The organism is Bacillus sp. FSL R5-0431, from assembly GCF_038002985.1.
In the GTDB taxonomy this organism is placed as follows: Bacteria; Bacillota; Bacilli; order Bacillales; family Bacillaceae; genus Bacillus.
The window spans coordinates 354,884-376,453 of the sequence record NZ_JBBOOG010000001.1 but is presented as its reverse complement, the minus strand read 5'-3'; the positions used below and the strand labels follow the sequence as shown (position 1 = coordinate 376,453).

The following is a 21,570-nucleotide window of genomic DNA, read 5'->3' as shown; positions in this document are numbered from 1 at the left end:
GATCTCGTGTTGTTAGGTCAATTTTTCCTCAAGCATGTCAAAAATGTCGTCCATTTCATCCATTTCAAGATCAGCCGCAGAGAAGTCACTTGGCGTAAATTCTCTTTCGTGCTGCGCTAAACAATGGGTAATGATGGATTGGATTTTTTCTTTCAACAATGCCATGAACTGCTGTATCGTTTGTTCTTCATATTCATCTGTACAATAGGAACACGACAACATGAATCGATTGTGTTGAACAAGACCACTGAGGTTCAGCTTATAGACAGCTTCTGAATCAGGGCTTGCTTGTCGTCCCATATCATAGGTGGACGGTCCAAAGAGTTCTGTCGTCACTTCCTGATCGATCTGCCCAAGATAGTTCAAGCTGATTTCAGGATGTACGTGCTGTCCTGACGGCTCAGTGGCTGTCATGTATTTCAAAATCCCGTAGCCAATTCCTTTATTTGGCACACGCCGCAGCATCTCTTTCGTTCCTTTAATAGCATCAGCTATGGTCTGATCCGGCTTTGCTTCAAGAACAACTGGATACATACTCGTAAACCAGCCAACCGTGCGGGAGACATCCAGCCCTGATAAAATATCCTCTCTTCCATGACCTTCAAGCTGCACATGTACATGGGACTTCCCTGTCCACTCCTGAACGGCAAGCCCGAGAGCACATAGAAGAATATCGTTCATTTCCGTTGTGTACGGTAGATGAATATCGGTTAAGAGATGCTCGGTTTCGGACTCTGAAAGCTGCATCTGTACTGCTTTTGTTTGAGCAACTTTTCTTTTCGTTACTTCATGATCAACAGGTAAAGTGGTCAATGGCAGAGTGTCAATCTCTGTCCAGTACTCACTTTGGCTTTTTAACGGCTTGGACTGTGCGTATCGTTCGATTGCCTCTGCCCATTCTTTAAAGGAATGGGTTTTTGGCGGAAGGACGAGCGTTTGTCCTTGAGCTGCCTGCTGATAAAGAGACATAAAATCCTCTAGTAAAATTCGGCATGAGACACCGTCAATGACAAGATGGTGTGTCACGATGAGTAAGTGATCGCCATCTTTTGCACGGAAACAAATCACTTTCATGAGCGGACCTGTTTCGAGGTTCAGCTGACGCTGATACTCGTTGGCATATGTGGAAATGGCCTTTTTCACGTCGTGCTCTTTAGAGACATCATGAGAAATAATCGCAATCGATTCCGTGAGCTCCCGCTGATTGTATTGCAGAATGTCATCATGCTCCTGCCTGTATACCATACGCAGTGCATCATGATGTGAAAGTAATTTCTGCATCACTTGTTCTGTAATCGAAAGGTCAAATCCGTTTGGCGCATGAAGCATCATCGAGAGATTCCAATGGTGCTGGTCACTGAATGCTCGCTCAAAGAACCAGCGTTGAATGGGAGTCAAAATGACTTCCCCTTCAACCGATGATTGGTCAGCTGTCAATTGATCGGCTTCTTCGATATATGGGCGCAGCTCCGCAATCGTTGGATATTGGAACAATAGCTTCATATCAAGCTTCCAGCCCGCTTGTGTGAGTCTGCTTGCCATTTGAATGCCTTTAATCGAATCTCCACCAAGGAAGAAGAAGTGATCGTGAATGCCGACTTGGCTCACGCCAAGGACATCTGCCCAAATACCGCAAAGCAGTGTTTCAACTTCGTCTCTTGGGGCTTCGTATGCCGTTTGGTTTGCTTCCATGTCAGGTGCTGGCAACGCTTTTAGATCGACTTTGCCATTTGCCGTCATTGGCAGTTGGTCTAGCTTGATGATCCATGAAGGCACCATATAGTCTGGCAACGTGCGTTTTAAGCTTTCTTTGAGATCTGTCGTTTCTTCATCCGTGATGACATAAGCGGCAAGGGCATCTTGATCGCTGGCATCTTTGACCGTTGTCACGACTGCTTCTTTGACTTCCACCAGCGCAAGGAGCTGCGCCTCAACTTCTGACAGTTCAATACGGAAGCCTCGGATGTTGACCTGATGGTCTTTTCTGCCGAGGTAAATCAGCTCAGCATCCTCTGTCCATTTCACTAAGTCGCCTGTACGGTACATGCGCTCGCCTGGATAAAATGGATCTGGGACAAATCGTTTCTCTGTTTCCTCTGGAAGATTCCAGTACCCTCTTGCCAGTCCTTTTCCTGCGATCACAAGCTCACCCGGTACGCCTGGCGGCGAGAGGTCGTATAACGAATCCATGATGTAAAAACGTGTATTGGCAATCGCTGTTCCGATTGGAAGTGTGTCTTGATCTGGGTTGATGATCCCGCTTGTCGCCACGACTGTGTTTTCTGTTGGGCCATAGTTATTGACGAGTTTATATGGAACAGGCTTTACCTGTTTCAGCTTGTCTCCGCCAGTCAGTAGGTAGCGCAGTGAATGATTGTCCATTGACATAAATTGCTCGCATAACTGAGTTGGCAGGAACGCAATGGTGATCCCTTTTTCATTGAAATACGTATTGAGCTTGATCATATCGAGACGAATCGCTTCATCGATGATGTGCAGCTCTGCGCCGGCGATCCATGACGGGAACATTTCCCAAATGGAGGCGTCAAAGCCAAAGCCGGCATATTTGGCGGTTCGATCCGCATTTGTCACTTGGAAGGCATCATTATGCCAGAAAGCAAGATTGACAAGGGACTGGTGCTCGACCATGACACCCTTCGGCTGTCCAGTCGTTCCCGATGTGTAAATCATATAGGCGAGATCTGTTGGTTTCACATGTACCTGAATTTCTTGTGCTTCTCCTTCTACGGCATCTTCTATTTGCAGAACATGACCTGTGAAAGAAGTTGGTGCAGTCAGTCCTTTTTGCATCAGAAGCACCTCTGCCCCGCAGTCATCTAGCATGTACGCAATACGCTGAGCCGGATAATCCGCATCAATTGGAACGAATGCCGCACCTGCCTTCAGGACGCCAAGGACGGCTGCCGTCATGTCAAGCGATGGACGGGTGAGAATGCCGACGCGATCTCCGGGTTTTGTGCCAAGAGAGATCAATTTCTGAGCAACTACATTCGCCCGATTGTTCAGTTCCTCATATGTCCAGCTCGTTCCGCAGAAGGTCGCCGCTTTTTGGTGAGGCGCTTTGTGCGCATTAGCTCCAATCAGTTCATGGATCGTTTGATCTGACGGGACGTCTAGGACAGGACCTGACCATTCATTGATCAGTTCTCGTTTTTCCTCTTCAGTTAAGATCGATAGCGTTGAAATTGGCTGATTGAGCTTAGCCAGCATTTCGTCTATGATTTGTTCAAAATATTGACTCCAACGCTGAATGGTCTTCTTTTTAAACAGTGCCGCTGCATACTCAAACCGCAGGCCCACTTGGTCTTTTTCTTCAAATACACCGAGCGTTACATCAAATTTTGCTTGAACTGTTTCTTGCTGTTTTTGCGAAAGCTTGAGTCCATCCAGATCCGGTAACGTCAGGTCTCGGTCATCCGTTGTCAGCATCACACTAAACAATGGATTGCGGCTCGTGTCTGTCGGAAGATCTAACTGTGCCACCAATTCCTCAAACGGGAAATCTTGATGTTCATAGGCTGATAGGCTGCGATCTTTCATTTTTTCAAGCAATTGTGCTGTGGTTTCCTCCAGCTGCATTTCATTTCGAAGAGCCAGTGTATTCACAAACATGCCCGGAACCCGTTCGATTGAAGCATGCGTACGTCCTGCTGTCACAGCGCCTATGACGATATCTGTCTGCCCAGTTAATTTGGAAAGGAAAATGGCAAATGCCGTTTGCATGACCATGTTCAAGCTCACACCTTTTTCAGCCATGAGCGTTTTAATGGACTGCACCTTTTCAGCAGATAACCATCTATCGACTCGGTCTCCTTCAAATGACTGAACATGAGGGCGTGGAAAATCAAGTGGCAGCGCCAAATCTTCAGGCGGCTGAGCGTATTGCTCCAGCCAATATTGACGCTGTTTCTCGAGCAGCGCTTGCTGCTTTTCTTCCTGCTGCCATACCGCATAATCCTTGTAGTGCAGCTGAACTGGCGGTAATGTCTTTTTCTCATACAACTCTGCCAATTCTTGAATGAGCAAACTGCGTGTGACACCATCTGCGATGATATGGTGCATATCCATCATGAACACATATTCTTCATTAGAAAGCTTCGCCACCTTTGCCCTCATTAATGGTGCTTGATGTAATGAGAATGGGGTGATGAATGCGTCTATGACAGGTTGTTCATGACCTCTCTCTACTTCAACAACCTCTAACGTAAACGGCATTCGGCGATAGACTTTTTGAACTGGTACGCCGTCAATTTCTACAAAGGCTGTCCGCAATGATTCATGTCGTTCGATCAAGGCTTGCAGCGCTTCTTCTAGCTGCTTTACATCAAGGCTGCCTTCCATCATCAAAACGGCAGGCATATGGTAAGTAACTGCTTCTGGATTCAGCTGCTGTAACACATACATCCGCTTTTGAGCGGAAGAGACAGGATAGAAGTCTTGCTTCTCCGCCGGTTGAATGGATGTGATGTCCGAAGAATCCACTTCTTCCAAATAGGCTGCCATCGACCGTATCGTCGGCTTTTCAAAAAGGACTTTGAGCGGCACATGCTTGTTCAGCTTGGCTTGCACCTTCGCAATGAGCACCATGCCCTTGAGAGAATGACCTCCCAATTCAAAGAAGTGATCATGAACACCTATTTGTTCAACCCCAAGTACTTCTGACCAAATGTCGCACAGCGACTGCTCAAGTGCCGTTTCTGGTGCTGCATGCACCGCGCGGTTCATATGCACCTCGTGCGGAAGCGGCAGAGACTTCGCATCTACCTTTCCGTTTTGTGTGAGCGGAATGTGGTCGACTTTGACAAAGTACGTTGGAATCATATAATCCGGCAGTGTCTCCGCAAGCTTTTCTCTAAACGTCAGTGTTCCAATTGGCTCAGGCGCTGCGTAATAGAGTGCAAGCTCCGGTAAACGGGACATGTGAATTACTTTGACATACACCTCTTGAATGGATAATCGTGCACGCGCAGCATGCTCAATTTCCTGTTTCTCAATACGATAACCGCGGATTTTCACTTGATCATCTATTCTTCCGAGAAACTCAATGTCTCCATTTGCATGCTGTCTGACCAAATCCCCTGTGCGATACATTCGCTCCTGAGGATAATATGGATTTTCAAGAAAACGCTCTGCTGTTAATTCAGGCTGATTCAAATACCCTCTCGATACACCTTCCCCCGATATATAAAGCTCTCCAGGTGCGCCATAAGGGACAAGGCGCTGCTGACGATTGAGTGCGAGCGCTCTTGTGTGAGCAATTGGCTGCCCGATCACAGAGCGATCCTTCAAAGCTTCCAGCTCTTGCGGTGTGATCAGCTTGGTCACAGTCCCAATAGTTGTCTCTGTCGGGCCATAGTGGTTCATCACTGCCACACATGGGTGCTGCTCCATAAACGTTTCAACATCCTCAGAGACAATCGGTTCCCCTCCAAGTATCACAAGGCGTAAAGCATTAAATGCATGATCCTTCGAATCTGCCATCATATGAAATAAGGATGGTGTCATTTTGATATACGTCAGCTCTTGTTCATCAATCAAACGCATGAGACGCACCGGGTCTGTATACACATCTTCACGAGGCACATAGAGTGTCCCCCCTGCTTTTAAAACAGGGAAAATGCTTGTGTAACCGAGATCGTATGCATAAGAAGAAAGCAGTGCCGTCCGATCGCATTCTTGCAATGTCACCTCATTTGTCAGCCAGTTGACATAGTGTGATAGATTACGATGCGTGAGCTGTACACCCTTCGGCTTCCCTGTTGTCCCAGATGTGTATATTACATAAGCGAGCTGATCGGCTGAGCCTTCCGGCAGATCTAGCGAGCGGCTTTGCTGCACTGCTTTTTCAACCTGCACGACCTGAATCGACTTGTTGTGTTGATAGGAACCTGCAAGAGACTCATTTGTCACGATCACTTGTGCACCTGAATCTTCTAATGTGTAGCGGATACGTTCCGCAGGGAAGGCCGGATCAATTGGCACAAATGCACCACCTGCTTTCATCACACCAAGCATTGAGACGATGACATAGACAGAGCGGTCAAGAATCAGCGCTACAGTCTTTTCTTTTTCGACGCCTCGTATCTTCAATTCACTGCCAAGCACATTTGCCATGTCTTCCAGCTCGCGGTAAGTGAGCTTCCGTTGATCATCCATCACCGCAATGGCATCTGGTGTTTCCTTTGCCTGACGCGAAAATTGGACATGGAAGGGCTCATGACGATTCGATTGCACTTCGTCTTTTTTCTCCAATCGCTCTATTTGCTCATGCTGATCAAGGATACGGAGCAAGCCGATCTGTTCATCCGGGTGTTGGACCGCTTCACGAATAATCGCTAGAAGATGAGTTCCGAACCTGCGGACCGTCTCTTCTTTAAATAATGCCGCTGCATAGTCAAAGCTCAGCTTTAATGCTCCCTCTCGTTCAAATGCTTCTAGAGACAAGTCAAATTTGACAGAGTGATGCTGAATGGCATAAGGCGAAATGTGCAGATCGCCGAGCTTTAGCGCCGGAACCTCCATGTTCTGCATGTTAAATGACACGCTAAAGAGCGGGCTTCGGGTTGTATCACGATCTAGCGGAAGGCGTGCAATTAATTCTTCGAGCGGATAGCTTTGATGAGCAAAAGCGTCAACACTCGTTTCTTTTATTTCTTCAAGCAGCTGTAAAAATGTTTTCGTTTGTTCTGGTTTTCCGCGCATCGCAACGGTGTTGATAAACATCCCCGGCATGTCCTGTATATCAGGGTGTGTCCGTCCTGCAACAGGGGAACCAACGATGATATCTTCCTGGCCGCTATAGGTGGCAAGCAGCACTTGAAAAGCAGATAACAAGAACATGTACATGGTCGTATCTGTTTTCTGAAGCAATTCATGAATCCGCTGAGTTGTCGCTTGATCACAACCAAACATGAATCGTCCCCCGGAAAAATCACGTTCCGCTGGACGCGGATAATCAGTTGGCAGCTCTAATACCGGCAAGTCCCCTTCGAATTGCTTCAACCAATATGCTTCATGCTCCTTCTGTTTCTCCGTCTCTTCTTCACTTAACTGCCAGACAGCGTAATCTTTATAATGAATGGCTCTTTCTGCAAGAGCTTCTCCATCATAGGCCTTCGCCAAATCTTGAATGAACGTCTTCATGGAGCTGCCATCTGTAATGAGATGATGTGCTTCCAAGACGAGAAGATGACGGTTCTCACTGACCTTCAACAACTGAGCTCGCAATAGAGGCGCAGCTGTTAAATCAAATGGTGTTTGACGTTCAGAAAGGAATGCCTCCGCCTCTTCTTCTTTGATGTCATGAACGGGAAGGTCAAATGCAGTCCATTCATTCACCCTTTGGACGATGTCTTCTCCATTTATATGAAAACTCGTTCTTAAGATTTCATGCGTTTGGATCAACTGATCAAACGCTGATCTGAGCCGCTGATATTCGAGTGTCCCTTCAAGCGTTAAGACGATCGGAATATGATAATTCGTGCTGTCAGGTTCGAGTGTCTGCAAAATGTATAAACGGCGCTGAGCTGGTGATACCGGATATTCTTCCGCCTGCTCTGCTGGTAAAATAGGATGCCCCGTTTCTTCTTGACCGTCCTGATCGATGTACGCCGCTAATGAACGAATTGTCGGCTTCTCAAAAATCACTTGAATCGGCACTTCCTTTTGAAGCACCTCTTGAATTTTCGCGGACATCATCATCGCTTTGAGAGAGTGCCCGCCAGCCATGAAGAAATGTTCATCTACTCCTACCGTTTTCCCAAGGAGCTCCTCCCAAATTTGAGCGAGTGCCTTTTCTGTCTCCGTCTCAGGCGGAATGATTTCCTTTTTCTCCTGATACGCTTCTTCCGGCTTTGGTAATGCTTTTCGATCTACCTTCCCGTTCGATGTGAGCGTAAAAGCATCCAGCTTCATCACATGGTGCGGCACCATATAAGCTGGCAGCTCTTGATTGAATAAATCCCGTACCTTTTCTTCTGTCATTGTCCCTGTGAAGTAAGCTGTGATTTCCTTTTCATCTGATGAAAACGAATGGACAAGCACAACCGCATCATCTATGCCCGCTTCTTGCTGAAGCACTGTTTCAATTTCACCAAGCTCAATACGGAAGCCTCGAATTTTCACCTGATCATCTGTCCGGCCGAGGAATTCGATCTGGCCATCCGCGCCATATCTAGCCAAATCCCCTGTTCGATACAAACGGCCTGACGGCTTAAAAGGATCTGCCATGAACACTTGATTGGTCAAATCTGGACGATGGAGATACCCTCTTGCGACACCATCTCCACCAACATACAGCTCTCCTGGCGCTCCAATTGGCTGCAATCTTTGATCATCATCTAAAATATAAGCTGACGAATGGTTAATCGGCTGGCCAATTGGGATCGGCCCCGTTTCATTTCCTCTTACTTCGTAAATGGTCGAGATGGTTGTATTTTCTGTTGGGCCATAGGCATTCAGTAAGACAAGTGCTGGATGATGCTGTTTCACAAGCTCCGCACTCTTCACATTGATGACGTCACCGCCTGTAATTAATGTGGTTAATCCTTTGAACATTTGCGGCCGCTGCTGAGCGAGCTGATTAAATAATCCAGTTGTTAAAAAGAGCGCCGTCAACTGATGTGTTTGGATAAATTGTTCGAATCGATGGATATCCAATAAAGTATCACGGTCAACAGGATAAAGCGTCGCCCCATTTAGCAGCGTGGTAAATATCTCAAAGGTAATAGCATCAAAGCTAACGGCCCCTGTATGCGCCATACGATCCGACTGGGTCAAGCCTAATTTCTCCTGAGAGCAAGCCAATCTCACAATATGCTGATGCTCAATTTGAACCCCTTTTGGCTGTCCAGTTGATCCTGATGTATACATGATATACGCCAATTGAGATGGAGACGTCCGAACTGATAAATCCACGTGTGAGTGATGAGGCTTACTCGTCACATGTACAGCCTTTATATGTTCATCAACTGGCGGCTGATTGTCAGCATGAAGCAAAATGGATGCGCCGCTGTCTTCAAGCATCCATCGGATTCTCTCCTCAGGCTGGGAAGGATCAATCGGCACATAAGCAGCCCCTGCGTGCAGAACTGCTAAAATGGCGATCACCGCATCTGCTGATCGGTTCATATACACCGCGACAGCATCCCCCGGCTGTACGCCGTTTTCAACAAGACTGCCGGCTAAACGACGGATTTCTTGTCCAAGCTCCCCGTACGTGAATGTTCGATCGCCTTCAACTAATGCCAGATGGTCAGGCTGCGCCTTCATACGTTCATTAAGCAGCTCAGGAATAGACAGATGCTTCGGATAATCTCGCTCTGTCTGATTCCACGCTTCAATCTGCTGCTTCTCCTCTTCTGTGATACATGTCACGTCATGAAGGCGTACATCAGGGTTCTGGATGATTTGCTTCATGAGATTGGTCAGATGTTTTGATATGTTTTCAATGATCTTTTCTTCAAAAGCTATGGCGTTGTATTTGATTTTCAATGTCCACGTTTCACCTGGATAAACAAGGACATTTAGGTCGAAATTCGTTTGTTCAAATCCGTCCTTTACATCAATGGAAAAACCAAGCCGTGCAGACATAGTATCACCAGACAGCTCCTGATCTAAAGGATAGTTCTCAAACCCAACCAAATGATCAAAGAGCTGCCCTCCAGCAGCTGTCTTTTGCTGAATGTCATAAAGCGGCATAAAATCATAGTTTTCCGCTTCCAGTGCATGCTGCTGAACCTTTTGAAACAGCTGTTTGAACGTCTGCCCCTGATCCAATGTCACCCGAACGGGTATCGTATTGATAAACAGCCCTGCCATGCGCTCAATCTCAGATACACTAGGAGGTCTGCCCGATACAACGGTTCCGAATGTCACTTCATCTGCTGCATGATAGGTGCCTAAAAGAACGGACCAGACCGCTTGGAACAAGTTCGGTGCCGTCACTTGGCTTTGTCTTGCCACATCTTGAATGGCTTGTACCGTATGAGCATCCCATGTAAACGTCCATTCCTGATGGTCGTATTGTCCGTTCGATTCTTTTTGCTGCAGCAGTCCTTGATGTTGAACAGCGCCATCTAGACGCTTCTTCCAATAACTTTCCGCTTCTTGTTTATTTTGCTTTCCAAGCCACTGGATATAATCTGCATAAGGCTTACCCTGTGAGCGATCCGGCGTTCGACCGTTCCGATAAGATTCATAGTAATGAAACAGTTTTTTCATTAAAACACCCATGGACCAACCGTCCATGATGATGTGATGGTTGCTCCAAATCAGATGCCAATTTGTTTCATTTAGTTGAAAAACAGCGACCTTCAATAATAGATCATTCGTTAAGTGAAATCCTTGCTTTCTCACTTGCTTTTTATATTGACCCAATGCCTTTTGCTGCTCTTGATGATTCAGATGAGATAGATTCTCTCGATACACATCTAGATGACGTTCAGCCAGTACAACCTGACGAGGCTTTTGCAATTGTTGATAGACAAAGGCTGTACGGAGAATGTCATATGTCCGTATGAGCTCATTGAGACTTTTTTCAAAAAGAGCGAGATCAAACTCTCCGCTTATTCCAAGCTCAAGCTGTGTGAAATAAGAGGAGGAATTAGGATCTAGCATGGCATGATACAGCATGCCCTCCTGCATGGGTGTTAAAGGATATACCTTTTGAATCTTCTGCTTGCTCATAAGTCCACCTCTTCGTTTGCTTAAAATATATCCATTAGCTTTTCAAGTTCATCCATGGTGAGATCTTCATCCCCTACATCACTAGGTGTCATCTGGGTTTCCTCCTGTGATACGCAATGTGAGATCAGCGCCTTCACACTCTTTTCAAGGAGATTCTTGAATTGTTCCATCGTACCTTCTTCAAATTCAAGATGATGATAAGAAATCGTCACATGGAGCATTGCTTGTTCTACGAAACCAACAATATCAAGTGCATGAGGCTTCTCTGATTCAGGGCTCAGCGATTGTCCTGGATGCCACGTTGAGCGGCTTAACTCAACGCCGATCTGTTCATCAAACTGACCAAGATAGTTAAAGCTGATATCTGGTGTGACATCAAATGAGATATCGTCCTTCATCTTGTCAGGGGTTAAATATTTTAATATGCCATAGCCGATTCCCTTGTTCGGAATGTGCCTGAGTTCCTCTTTTAAATGCTTGATCTGATAAGAAAGATCGTCTGCATGCGACATATCCAGTAACACAGGGTACATGCTTGTAAACCAGCCGATGGTCCGTGATACATCGACCCCAGGGAGGATTTCCTCTCTTCCGTGTCCTTCAAGATGAATAAAGTGTCTCTCTTCACCTGTCCACTCTTTCATGGACAATCCTAATGCTGTCAGCAAAATATCATTGATGTCTGTTTGGTATGCTTCATGTACATCTGTCAGCAGACTGCGTGTTTCCTTCTCAGACAATTTAAAGCGAATGGTCTGAGTATGAAGCATCCGTTGATCCTCCGTCACATGATCCTTTTGAAGCGGTGTAACGGAATGTGCAAGTACCTTTTTCCAATAAGCTCTTTCCGATAGCAGTTCATCTGACATCGCGTATTCCGTCAGCTTCTGGGCATATTCTTGGAAGGAGTGTGTTTTTTCAGGAAGTGTCAGGTCTTCCCCCCGCTTCGACTGTTCATAAAGAGCGATAAAATCTTCAAGGAAAATACGCCATGACACACCATCGATGACAAGATGGTGTACAGCGAGCAATAAATGATCCCCTTGATCCGTTCGGAAAATGGCTGGCTTCACTAAAGGTCCCTCCGCCAGCGATATACTCGCCTGCACTTCATTTGCAAGCTTTTCTACCTGCTGAATTTGCTGCGACAGTTCTCCTTGTACTTCCATCACATCAACAGCCACCATGTTTTCCTCAATTCTTCGATGACGCTGGATCATGCGCCCTTCTTCAAGCTGATACACCATTCGCAAGGCATCATGATGGATCATCAGCTGCTCCAACACTTGCTGAACGATGGCTTCATCCAAGCCATTTAGCGCATGGAGCATAACCGATTGGTTCCAATGGTGCTGACTCGTAAAGTTTCGCTCAAAGAACCAGCGCTGAATCGGTGTGAAAATGACTTCCCCTTCAACTGGTGATTGGTCGGCTGTCATTTGATCAGCTTCTTCAATATATGGGCGGAGCTCCGCAATCGTTGGATATTGGAACAATAGCTTCATATCAAGCTTCCAGCCCGCTTGTGTGAGTCTGCTTGCCATTTGAATGCCTTTAATTGAATCTCCGCCAAGGAAGAAGAAGTGGTCGTGAATGCCGACTTGGCTCACGCCAAGGACATCTGCCCAAATATCGCAAAGCAGTGTTTCAACTTCGTCTCTTGGCGCTTCGTATGCCGTTTGGTTTGCTTCCATATCAGGCGCTGGCAATGCTTTCAGATCGACTTTGCCATTTGCCGTCATCGGCAGTTGGTCTAGCTTGATGATCCATGAAGGCACCATATAGTCTGGCAACGTGCGTTTTAAGCTTTCTTTGAGATCTGTCGTTTCTTCATCCGTGATGACATAAGCGGCAAGGGCATCTTGATCGCTGGCATCTTTGACCGTTGTCACGACTGCTTCTTTGACTTCCACCAGCGCAAGGAGCTGCGCCTCAACTTCTGACAGTTCAATACGGAAGCCGCGGATGTTGACCTGATGGTCTTTTCTGCCGAGGTAAATCAGCTCAGCATCCTCTGTCCATTTCACTAAGTCGCCTGTACGGTACATGCGCTCGCCTGGATAAAATGGATCTGGGACAAATCGTTTCTCTGTTTCCTCTGGAAGATTCCAGTACCCTCTTGCCAGTCCTTTTCCTGCGATCACAAGCTCACCCGGTACGCCTGGCGGCGAGAGGTCGTATAACGAATCCATGATGTAAAAACGTGTATTGGCAATCGCTGTTCCGATTGGAAGTGTGTCTTGATCTGGGTTGATGATCCCGCTTGTCGCCACGACTGTGTTTTCTGTTGGGCCATAGTTATTGACGAGTTTATATGGAACAGGCTTTACCTGTTTCAGCTTGTCTCCGCCAGTCAGTAGGTAGCGCAGTGAATGATTGTCCATTGACATAAATTGCTCGCATAACTGAGTTGGCAGGAACGCAATGGTGATCCCTTTTTCATTGAAATACGTATTGAGCTTGATCATATCGAGACGAATCGCTTCATCGATGATGTGCAGCTCTGCGCCGGCGATCCATGACGGGAACATTTCCCAAATGGAGGCGTCAAAGCCAAAGCCGGCATATTTGGCGGTTCGATCCGCATTTGTCACTTGGAAGGCATCATTGTGCCAGAAAGCAAGATTGACAAGGGACTGGTGCTCGACCATGACACCCTTCGGCTGTCCAGTCGTTCCCGATGTGTAAATCATATAGGCGAGATCCGTTGGTTTCATATGAACCTGAATCTCTTTTGCTTCGCCTTCTACCGCATCTTCTATCAGCAAGACATGACCTGTGAAAGAAGTTGGTGCAGTCAGTCCTTTTTGCATCAGAAGTATCTCTGCCCCGCAGTCTTCCATCATGTAAGCAATACGCTGATCAGGATAATCCGCATCAATTGGAACGAATGCCGCACCTGTCTTGAGAACTCCAAGGACAGCGGCCGTCATATCAAGCGATGGGCGGGTGAGAATACCGACGCGATCTCCTGGTTTTGTACCGCTTGAGATAAGTCTTGAAGCAACTACATTCGCCCGGCTGTTGAGCTCTTCATACGTCCAGGTCGTTCCGCAGAAAGTCGCCGCTTTTTGTAGGGGTGCCTCATGTACCTTGGCCTCAATCAGCGCATGGACCGTTTGATCTGACGGGACGTCTAGGACAGGTCCTGACCATTCGCTGAGCAGTTTTTGCTGCTGCTTCGGTGATAATAGCTGCATTTGATCTAACGATTGATCTGGCGCTGATACCATTTGTTCCAACAGATGAAGGAAATATTCCTTCCACTTTTCAATCGATGCCTGTTGATAGATAGAAGAATTAAAATCAAACACAAGCTCAATGTGATCAGCCGATTCGTTTCCAGTTAAGGTCAAATCAAATTTGGCGATGTTCTCTTCGAATGGCTGTGGAACAATGTGAAGTCCATCCATCGTTAAGTCACGGATATCCGCATTTTCCATTGAGAACACCACATCAAAGATGGGATGACGGCTAGTGTCTCGAACCGTTTGCACTTGGTCTACCAATTCTTCAAATGGGTACAGCTGATGCTCATTTGCCTCTAACACAAGCTGGTGAACATTTGACGCAAATTCTGCAGCTGTCTGATGTCCTGCTGGCTTGGTTCTAAGTGCCAGCGTATTCACAAACATACCGATGACAGATTGAATATCAGGATGAGTTCTGCCTACAATCGGAGAACCGATGATGATATCTTCTTGTCTCGAAAGTTTGCTTAAAAGGGTACTGTAGCAAGTAAGCAGGACTGTATACGTCGTGCTGTTGAGTGCTCTGACCAGCTCATCCAATTTCGCTTTAAGCGGCCCATCGATTGTAAAGGAGACACGATCTCCTGCGAATGTTTGCACTTTTGGTCTTGGCAGGTCTTCCGGCAGTGCCAGTACAGGTAGCTCTCCTTGTAATTGCTCCAGCCAAAACGCCTCTTCAGCTTTTTTTTGTGCAGCAAACGTCTCACTTTTTGACCAAACCGCATAATCCTTATATTGAACAGGTAATTCCTCTAGTTTGTCTCCTCGATACAAGGCTGAAAGCTCCTCAATTAAAATGCCAACAGATGCGCCATCTGAAATGATATGATGCATATCAATCAGTAAATAATGGACATTTACGGAAACAAAAACTAGACCTACTCTGAGTAAAGGCGCCTTTCCTACATCAAATGGACGGATAAAGTCATTCATCAATTCCTGTATGTCTCGTCCGTTCCCTTCGATTTTTTCAATGTCTACAGAGATATTTGTTTCAATCCGCTGAACAGGTTCATTCTGAACGAAATCAAAGCTCGTTCGGAATGCTTCATGACGATGGACAAGCTGTTCAATCGCCTTTTCAAATCGTTTTTCATCAAAGGTCCCTTCCAGCTTTAAAGCAGCCGGCATATGATAGCTTTGCTCCGCATCGGTCATTTTCTCCAATACAAACAGTCTTTTCTGAGCAGATGTCACTGGATAATAGGCTGCCTCTTCGGCGATCTCAACTCGCTTAATTTCCGTTTGATCCGCTTGATTAACCACCAAGGCAAACGCCTCTAATGTTGGGAATTCAAATAAAGACTTCAAAGTGAGCTCCACGTGCATCTCTTCATACAGCCTGTTCAGCATTTTCATGCCGCGCAGCGAATGGCCACCGCATTCAAAGAAATGATCGTCCCTGCCGATTCTCGGCACTTCAAGAACTTCCTCCCAAATGCGCGCTACGTGATGCTCTGTTTCGGTTTGAGGAGGGATGTACTCATTTACCCCCTGCTCACTTAGGTCAGGCACCGGTAAGGCGCGCCTATCTACCTTGCCGTTATTCGTCAGCGGAAGCTCGTCTAATTGCATGAAGAACGACGGCATCATATACACAGGCAGTTCACGTCCTGCTTGCTCGCGCAAATCAGTTAATGAGACAGACCCTTCTGCTGTAAAATACGCACATAATGTATCATTTGGAGATGCAATGACGACGGCTTCCTTCAATTGCGGTTGTCGCAGCAGCTGATGCTCAATTTCTCCAAGTTCAATACGCTGACCTCGAATCTTCACTTGATGATCAATCCGTCCAATGAATTCAATCTCTCCATTTGACAGCCAGCGTGCAAGATCACCCGTTTTATACATGACCTCCCCAGGGCGGAAAGGATTTTCCATAAATTTTTCGCTTGTGAGTTCTGGCTGCCCATAATATCCTTTCACCAGTCCATCACCAGCGACACATAGCTCTCCCGCAACACCCGGCGGCTGCACATGTCCAAATTCATCTACAATGTAAACAGCCGTTTGACTCACTGGCTTTCCAATTGGAATGGATAACGCCTGCTTCTCAATGTGATTCACTGGATAATACGTAGTGAAAATCGTGCTTTCAGAAGGACCGTACATATGAACAAGCTTGCCTTCCCCCACCGTTTCAAGTGCAGTCATGACATGAGGCACGGAAGCTCGCTCTCCGCCAAACAGAACTTTTCTGACGTTCTTCAGGCTGTCTTTTTTCATATCGATGAGTAAGTGAAAAAGAGCTGTCGTGATCATTAAAATACTGACTTTTTCCTTCTCAATCGCTCCAGAAAGCTCATTCATATTTAAGATATGGTCCTTTGGCAGAACAATCAGTTTCGCTCCGTTTAATAAAGCACCAAACACATCAAACATAAAAGCATCAAATACATAGTTTGATAGACTCATCACCGTGTCTTCATGATGAATGGTAAGATAATTTGATTGCTTCACCGTTCTCAAAATATTCCGGTGTGTCACCATATTTCCTTTCGGCTTGCCAGTTGTACCAGATGTATAGGTCAAATTCGCCAAGTCCTCAGGTAAAATAGGTATGTCTATATTGCTGTCTGACTGCTGAACAATCAGTTGATCTTCTGTTTCGACGACGGTTCCCTCAAAAGAAGCGAGTACCGAACGTTGGCGCAGCACCTGGTGTGTCAGTAAAAATTGTGCACCGCTATCTGTCAAAAAGTGCTTCACGCGCTCATCAGGGAAATCAGGATCAATTGGTACATAGACGCCGCCCGCCTTAAGTACAGCTAGAACAGAGAGTACCATTTCATTGGATCGTTCAAAGAATAAGGCCGCTTTCATCCCTCTTTCAAACCCATGTTCACGCAAATAATGAGCCAGCTGGTTCACTCGGTCATTCAGTTCTTGGTAAGAAAGAATCACACCTTCACATTGGAGTGCAGACTTATGACCATGCTCCTGCACCTGTGCTTCAAACTGCGTCACAATGGTTTCTTCTGCCGGATAAGGCGTCGGTAACGGATTCCACAGATTCAGTTGAGCTTCCGCTTCCTGTTCAGACAGTAATCGATAGGATCGAATCGCTTCCTCCGGCGATTGGACCATCTGCTCCAGCAAATACATATAATGATGTAGCATTTGCTCGGCTGTACTTCGTTTAAATAGCGCCGTACTGTAATCGAGGACAAAGGATAAACCTTGATCTGACTCCATCGCTTGCAGCGTTAAATCAAACTTTGCAATATGGAAATTGGTTTCTTCAATTTCAACTTGCATCTCTCCAATATGCTGGGCTGCTCCATGATCTGGCATGAGTGTAAAAACGGTATCGAATAAAGGATGACGGCTAAAATCTCTTGGTATATTCAGCTTTTCAAGCAGCCGTTCAAATGGATATTGCTGATGCTCAAATGCATGCATCGTCTTTTCCTTAACTTGCTCGATCAACTGCGACATGGTTCCATTCGGATCAACCTCTGACCGCAAAGCAAGTGTCTGGACAAACATGCCGATCATGTCATCCAGGTCTGCATGCACACGCCCTGCCGCAGGTGTTCCAACCACGAATTCCTTTTGACCCGTGTACTTCGCAAGCAATGTATAGTAAGCAGAAAGCAGAACCGTATACAGTGTCGTGTGGTGATTTGCCGCAAGCTCCTGCAATTGTTCCTTTAACGTTTCATCTATTTCTTTGATCACACGGTCCCCTGCAAAAGACTGGACCGCTGGGCGTTGATAATCGGTCAACAGCTGTAAAGCAGGAAGATCACCCGAAAATTCCTGCAGCCAGAATGCCTCTTCTTTTTGAAAATCTTGTTGTTCTTGCCAAACAGCATAATCTTGATATTGAAGCTTCAATGGTGCTTTGACCGATCCCTCGTAAGCATCTGACAGCTCACGCAGCATTAAATCAATCGAAAGACCATCTGAGATGAGATGATGCATATCGAAAAAGAGCAGGTGCTCCTGATCATGAAATGACTTCAAGCCAATACGAAGAAGTGGTGCACACTCAAGGTCAAAAGGTCTGACAAATTGCTGCATATTTTCTTCCATCGTGCCGCCTGTCAGCTGCTCTATTTGAAATGCCACTGATGGAGCTACCTGCTGACATGGAACACCTTTCAACGTATGAAAAGAAGTACGCAGCATATCATGACGTGTGATGAGTCTTTCAAAGGCTTCAGTCAGCTTCTCTCGCTGCAATGTTCCTTTTAACCTCACAACAGCTGGCATATGGTATGCGGTGCTTTGCTCCAATTGACTCACCATATAAACGCGCTGCTGTGGAGGTGACAATGGATAATGGTCTGCTACCGGCGCTTTTGGTATCACCGTTTCAGAAGATGTTTCCGCTTGCTCAATGTAGGCAGCCAAAGCGGCAATGGTCTGCTGTTCAAATAAAATGGAGAGCGGCACTTCCACCTGAAAGTCTCGCTGAACATGTGTGAGTACTGTCATCGCTTTAAGTGAATGACCACCTCGCTCGAAGAAAGAATCATATACACCAATCTTCTCTTGACCAAGGATTTCTTCCCACAAACGTACAAGCTTCGTTTCGAGATCGTTTCTAGGTGCAGCATATACAGCATGAACTGCTTTGTCGCCTTTTAAAGCAGCAAGTGCACGACGATCGACTTTGCCGCTGACTGTGAGTGGAAATGCATCGAGCTCTTTGAAATAGAGCGGCATCATGTAAGCTGGAAGCTGATGTTTGATAGCGGCTTGCAGCATGTCAACTGACACACCTTCTTGACGAGCTTGATAGTAAGCACTTAACGCCTTTCCCCCGTCCACTTCATCAACCACAAGTACGACAGCTTGATCGACTCCATCTACCTGCTCCATCACTGCTTCAATTTCGCCTGTTTCTATGCGGTAACCCCTTATTTTTACTTGATCATCCATTCTGCCAAGATAATCAATCGTGCCATCCGGAAGCCATCTGACTAGATCCCCCGTTCGATACATCCGCTCGTGTGGAGAAAACGGATCTGCCGTGAATACCTTCTCCGTTAATTCAGGCTGATTCACATAGCCTCGTCCAACACCTATCCCTGCAATGCATAGCTCTCCAATAGCCCCCTGCACCTGTAATTGATCATGGTCATTTAAAATATAAAGACGGTGATGACCGAGTGGTTTTCCGATCGACACATAACGCTGCTGTTCAGATGATTCGCGCAGCTCACTTAGTTCCAGACGATGAACCGCCGCATCGACACACGTCTCAGTCGGACCATACACATTCCACAAAGTAAAATCAGGCTCACTCATACGAACCGCTTCGATAAGAGAGTGTGCTGCTTTCGCAGGCAATGCTTCTCCCCCAATCAACATGTGTGTCAATGACAGCCCGTCCAAATCCGCTGCAAGTAAAAGCTGCACATGCGCCGGTGTTCCGTCTGCTGCTTCAATTTGATGTTTTTTATAATAAGCCGCTAATTGAACACCATTTCTCGTCGTTTCTCGCGGGATGATATGAAGCGTATGCCCAAATAAAAGAGCAGCAAAGATTTGTTTCACCGATGCATCAAAATGGAATGGTGCAAGAAGCGCCATTTGAAGCTCACTCGCCCCTTGATAAATCTCATGATGCAAGGCATGGACCAAATGATGCAGCTGAAGATGCTCAATCATGACGCCTTTCGGCTTTCCAGTCGTACCTGATGTATAAATCATGTAAGCCAAATCCTCAGGTGCCGACTGATTTACAAGCTCAGGCAGCAGACCATCATCTAATTCGATTTGCTGCTGAACGACCATTTTTTCCGAGAGGGCACGGTATGTTGAAACGAACGATTCCTCTGTTAACACAATGGAAGCACCAGAATCCTCCACAATATATTGAATGCGCTCCTCAGGTAATGCCGGATCAATCGGTACATACGCCCCGCCAGCCTTTAATATGCCGAAGATCGCCACCATAGCATCTGCCTTCCGATCCATTAGGACAGCAACAGGCACATCACGCGAGACACCTTTCATTTGTAAAAACCGCGCCAGCTTTTCTGCCTTTTGATACAGCTCTCCATAAGTAAATGCTCCATTTTCCGCTACAACGGCTGTCCGCTCTGCATACTTATTTGCTGTCTCATCAAACATGTGGTGAACCGGTTTTTCAGCTGGTTTTTCAAACGGGATTCTCTCAGATAGTTGCAGCAGTTCCTTTTGTTCATCTGATGGAAGTAAAGGAAGTGTCCCGATCAGCTGGTCAGGCTGAGAGACCGCCGCCTCTAGTATGATCAAAAATCGATCAAACATCTTACTGATTTCTTCTTCGGTGAATACATCTGTACGGTAGTCCAAATCAATGGTCAATGTATCTGTATCCCAGCGGTCCTTTACATGGATTGAAATATCATTCATTCCACTCCCGCTAAAAATCGGTTCAGTAATAAAAGACAGATTCTCTTTTTTCTGCCACTGCATGACCTGGTATTCTAAAGAAATGTCAAAAAGGCGCCCTGTAAACCCTTCTCTTTCTCGCAAATCATTCATGAGGAGATTGTAAGGGTACTTTTGGTGACGCAAGATCTTCATTTGATCCGCCATAACCTGTTTTACGAAATCAAGAAATGTTTGCGACCCATGAACAGATGCACGCATTGGAATCGTGGAAACAAACATACCAATCATCTTTTTTTCTTTGGCATTCGTTCGGTTGCCCATAAAGGTTCCAAGAACAACATCCTCCATGCCGCTAAAACGATGTAAATATACATAAACAGTGGACATAAACATCGAGAGCATACTGACTTTCTGCTCTTCACAAAAAGCACGAAGTTTCTCCTTCAAAGAATCTGGAATATCCCCCGAAAATCGCTGCGCATGTAAACTCATCTCGTATCCCTTATGCGGTTTTAAAGAAGCGAAATCTGGAATATTGGCAAATTGCTCATTCCAAAAGGCTTGGTCTTTTTGAAATCGTTTAGAAGTTTCATAGCTTTGCTCACTCATGATGTGATCAACGAAGGAAATCTCCTCAACCGGTGAGATGTCTACCCCGTGCAGCATGTCCTGGTATAAGTCGATAATGCGATTTCCCATCAAGATAATCGAGATACCATCCGCCACAATATGATGTGCTTTACAGAACAGCCAGCACTCTTGATCACTGATTTGAAAGACCGTAAATTCAATCAAGGGGCTGTCAATTAACGGCATTGGCTCACGGATTTGCTCATTCGCCCAAGCCCTCACTTCTTCTTCACTCCAGCCCTTCTCCATGCGAATCGGCTGTTCTTCATAAGGCTTCATATATTGAACAGGCTCCTCCTGCTCATGTCGATACACCAGCCTCAAACGAAGGGAGTCAGTTTGGCGAATGTACGCTTGAAGCACGTCAACGACTAAAGATGGATCTAAACCTGATACCGATCTCAATCTGGCGAATCCACCCAAATTAGAAATACTTGTACCTGGATAAAATCTTTCCGTGTAGAATACTCGCTTTTGCGCATGTGTTAAGGGGTAATAAACTGTATTCATTCTTATCCTCCGCCTCTTTTATGTTTTCTCCACCAATGTGACACCCTGAACCCTCTATATCAAAAGAACCAAGTCTATTTGATTAAATAGACGCAATACGGAAAGAAGCCCACCCCGAATAAAACGGAGGGACTCC

At 46.1% G+C, this 21,570-nt stretch carries 2 protein-coding genes; both read right to left on the bottom strand.

Translation table 11 applies throughout. From position 1 onward, the window contains the following. Nucleotides 1-12: 12 nt before the first annotated feature. On the bottom strand, nt 13-10,707 hold the full coding sequence (locus MKZ03_RS01925) for a non-ribosomal peptide synthetase (protein WP_341030742.1): 10,695 nt from the start codon (nt 10,705-10,707) through the stop codon (nt 13-15). A gap of 20 nt (nt 10,708-10,727) precedes the next feature. Continuing rightward, nucleotides 10,728-21,434 carry a non-ribosomal peptide synthetase gene (locus MKZ03_RS01920; RefSeq protein ID WP_341030741.1) on the bottom strand — a complete coding sequence of 3,569 codons (10,707 nt, stop codon included), beginning with the start codon at nt 21,432-21,434 and terminating at the stop codon, nt 10,728-10,730. Between the last annotated feature and the right edge of the window lie 136 nt (nt 21,435-21,570).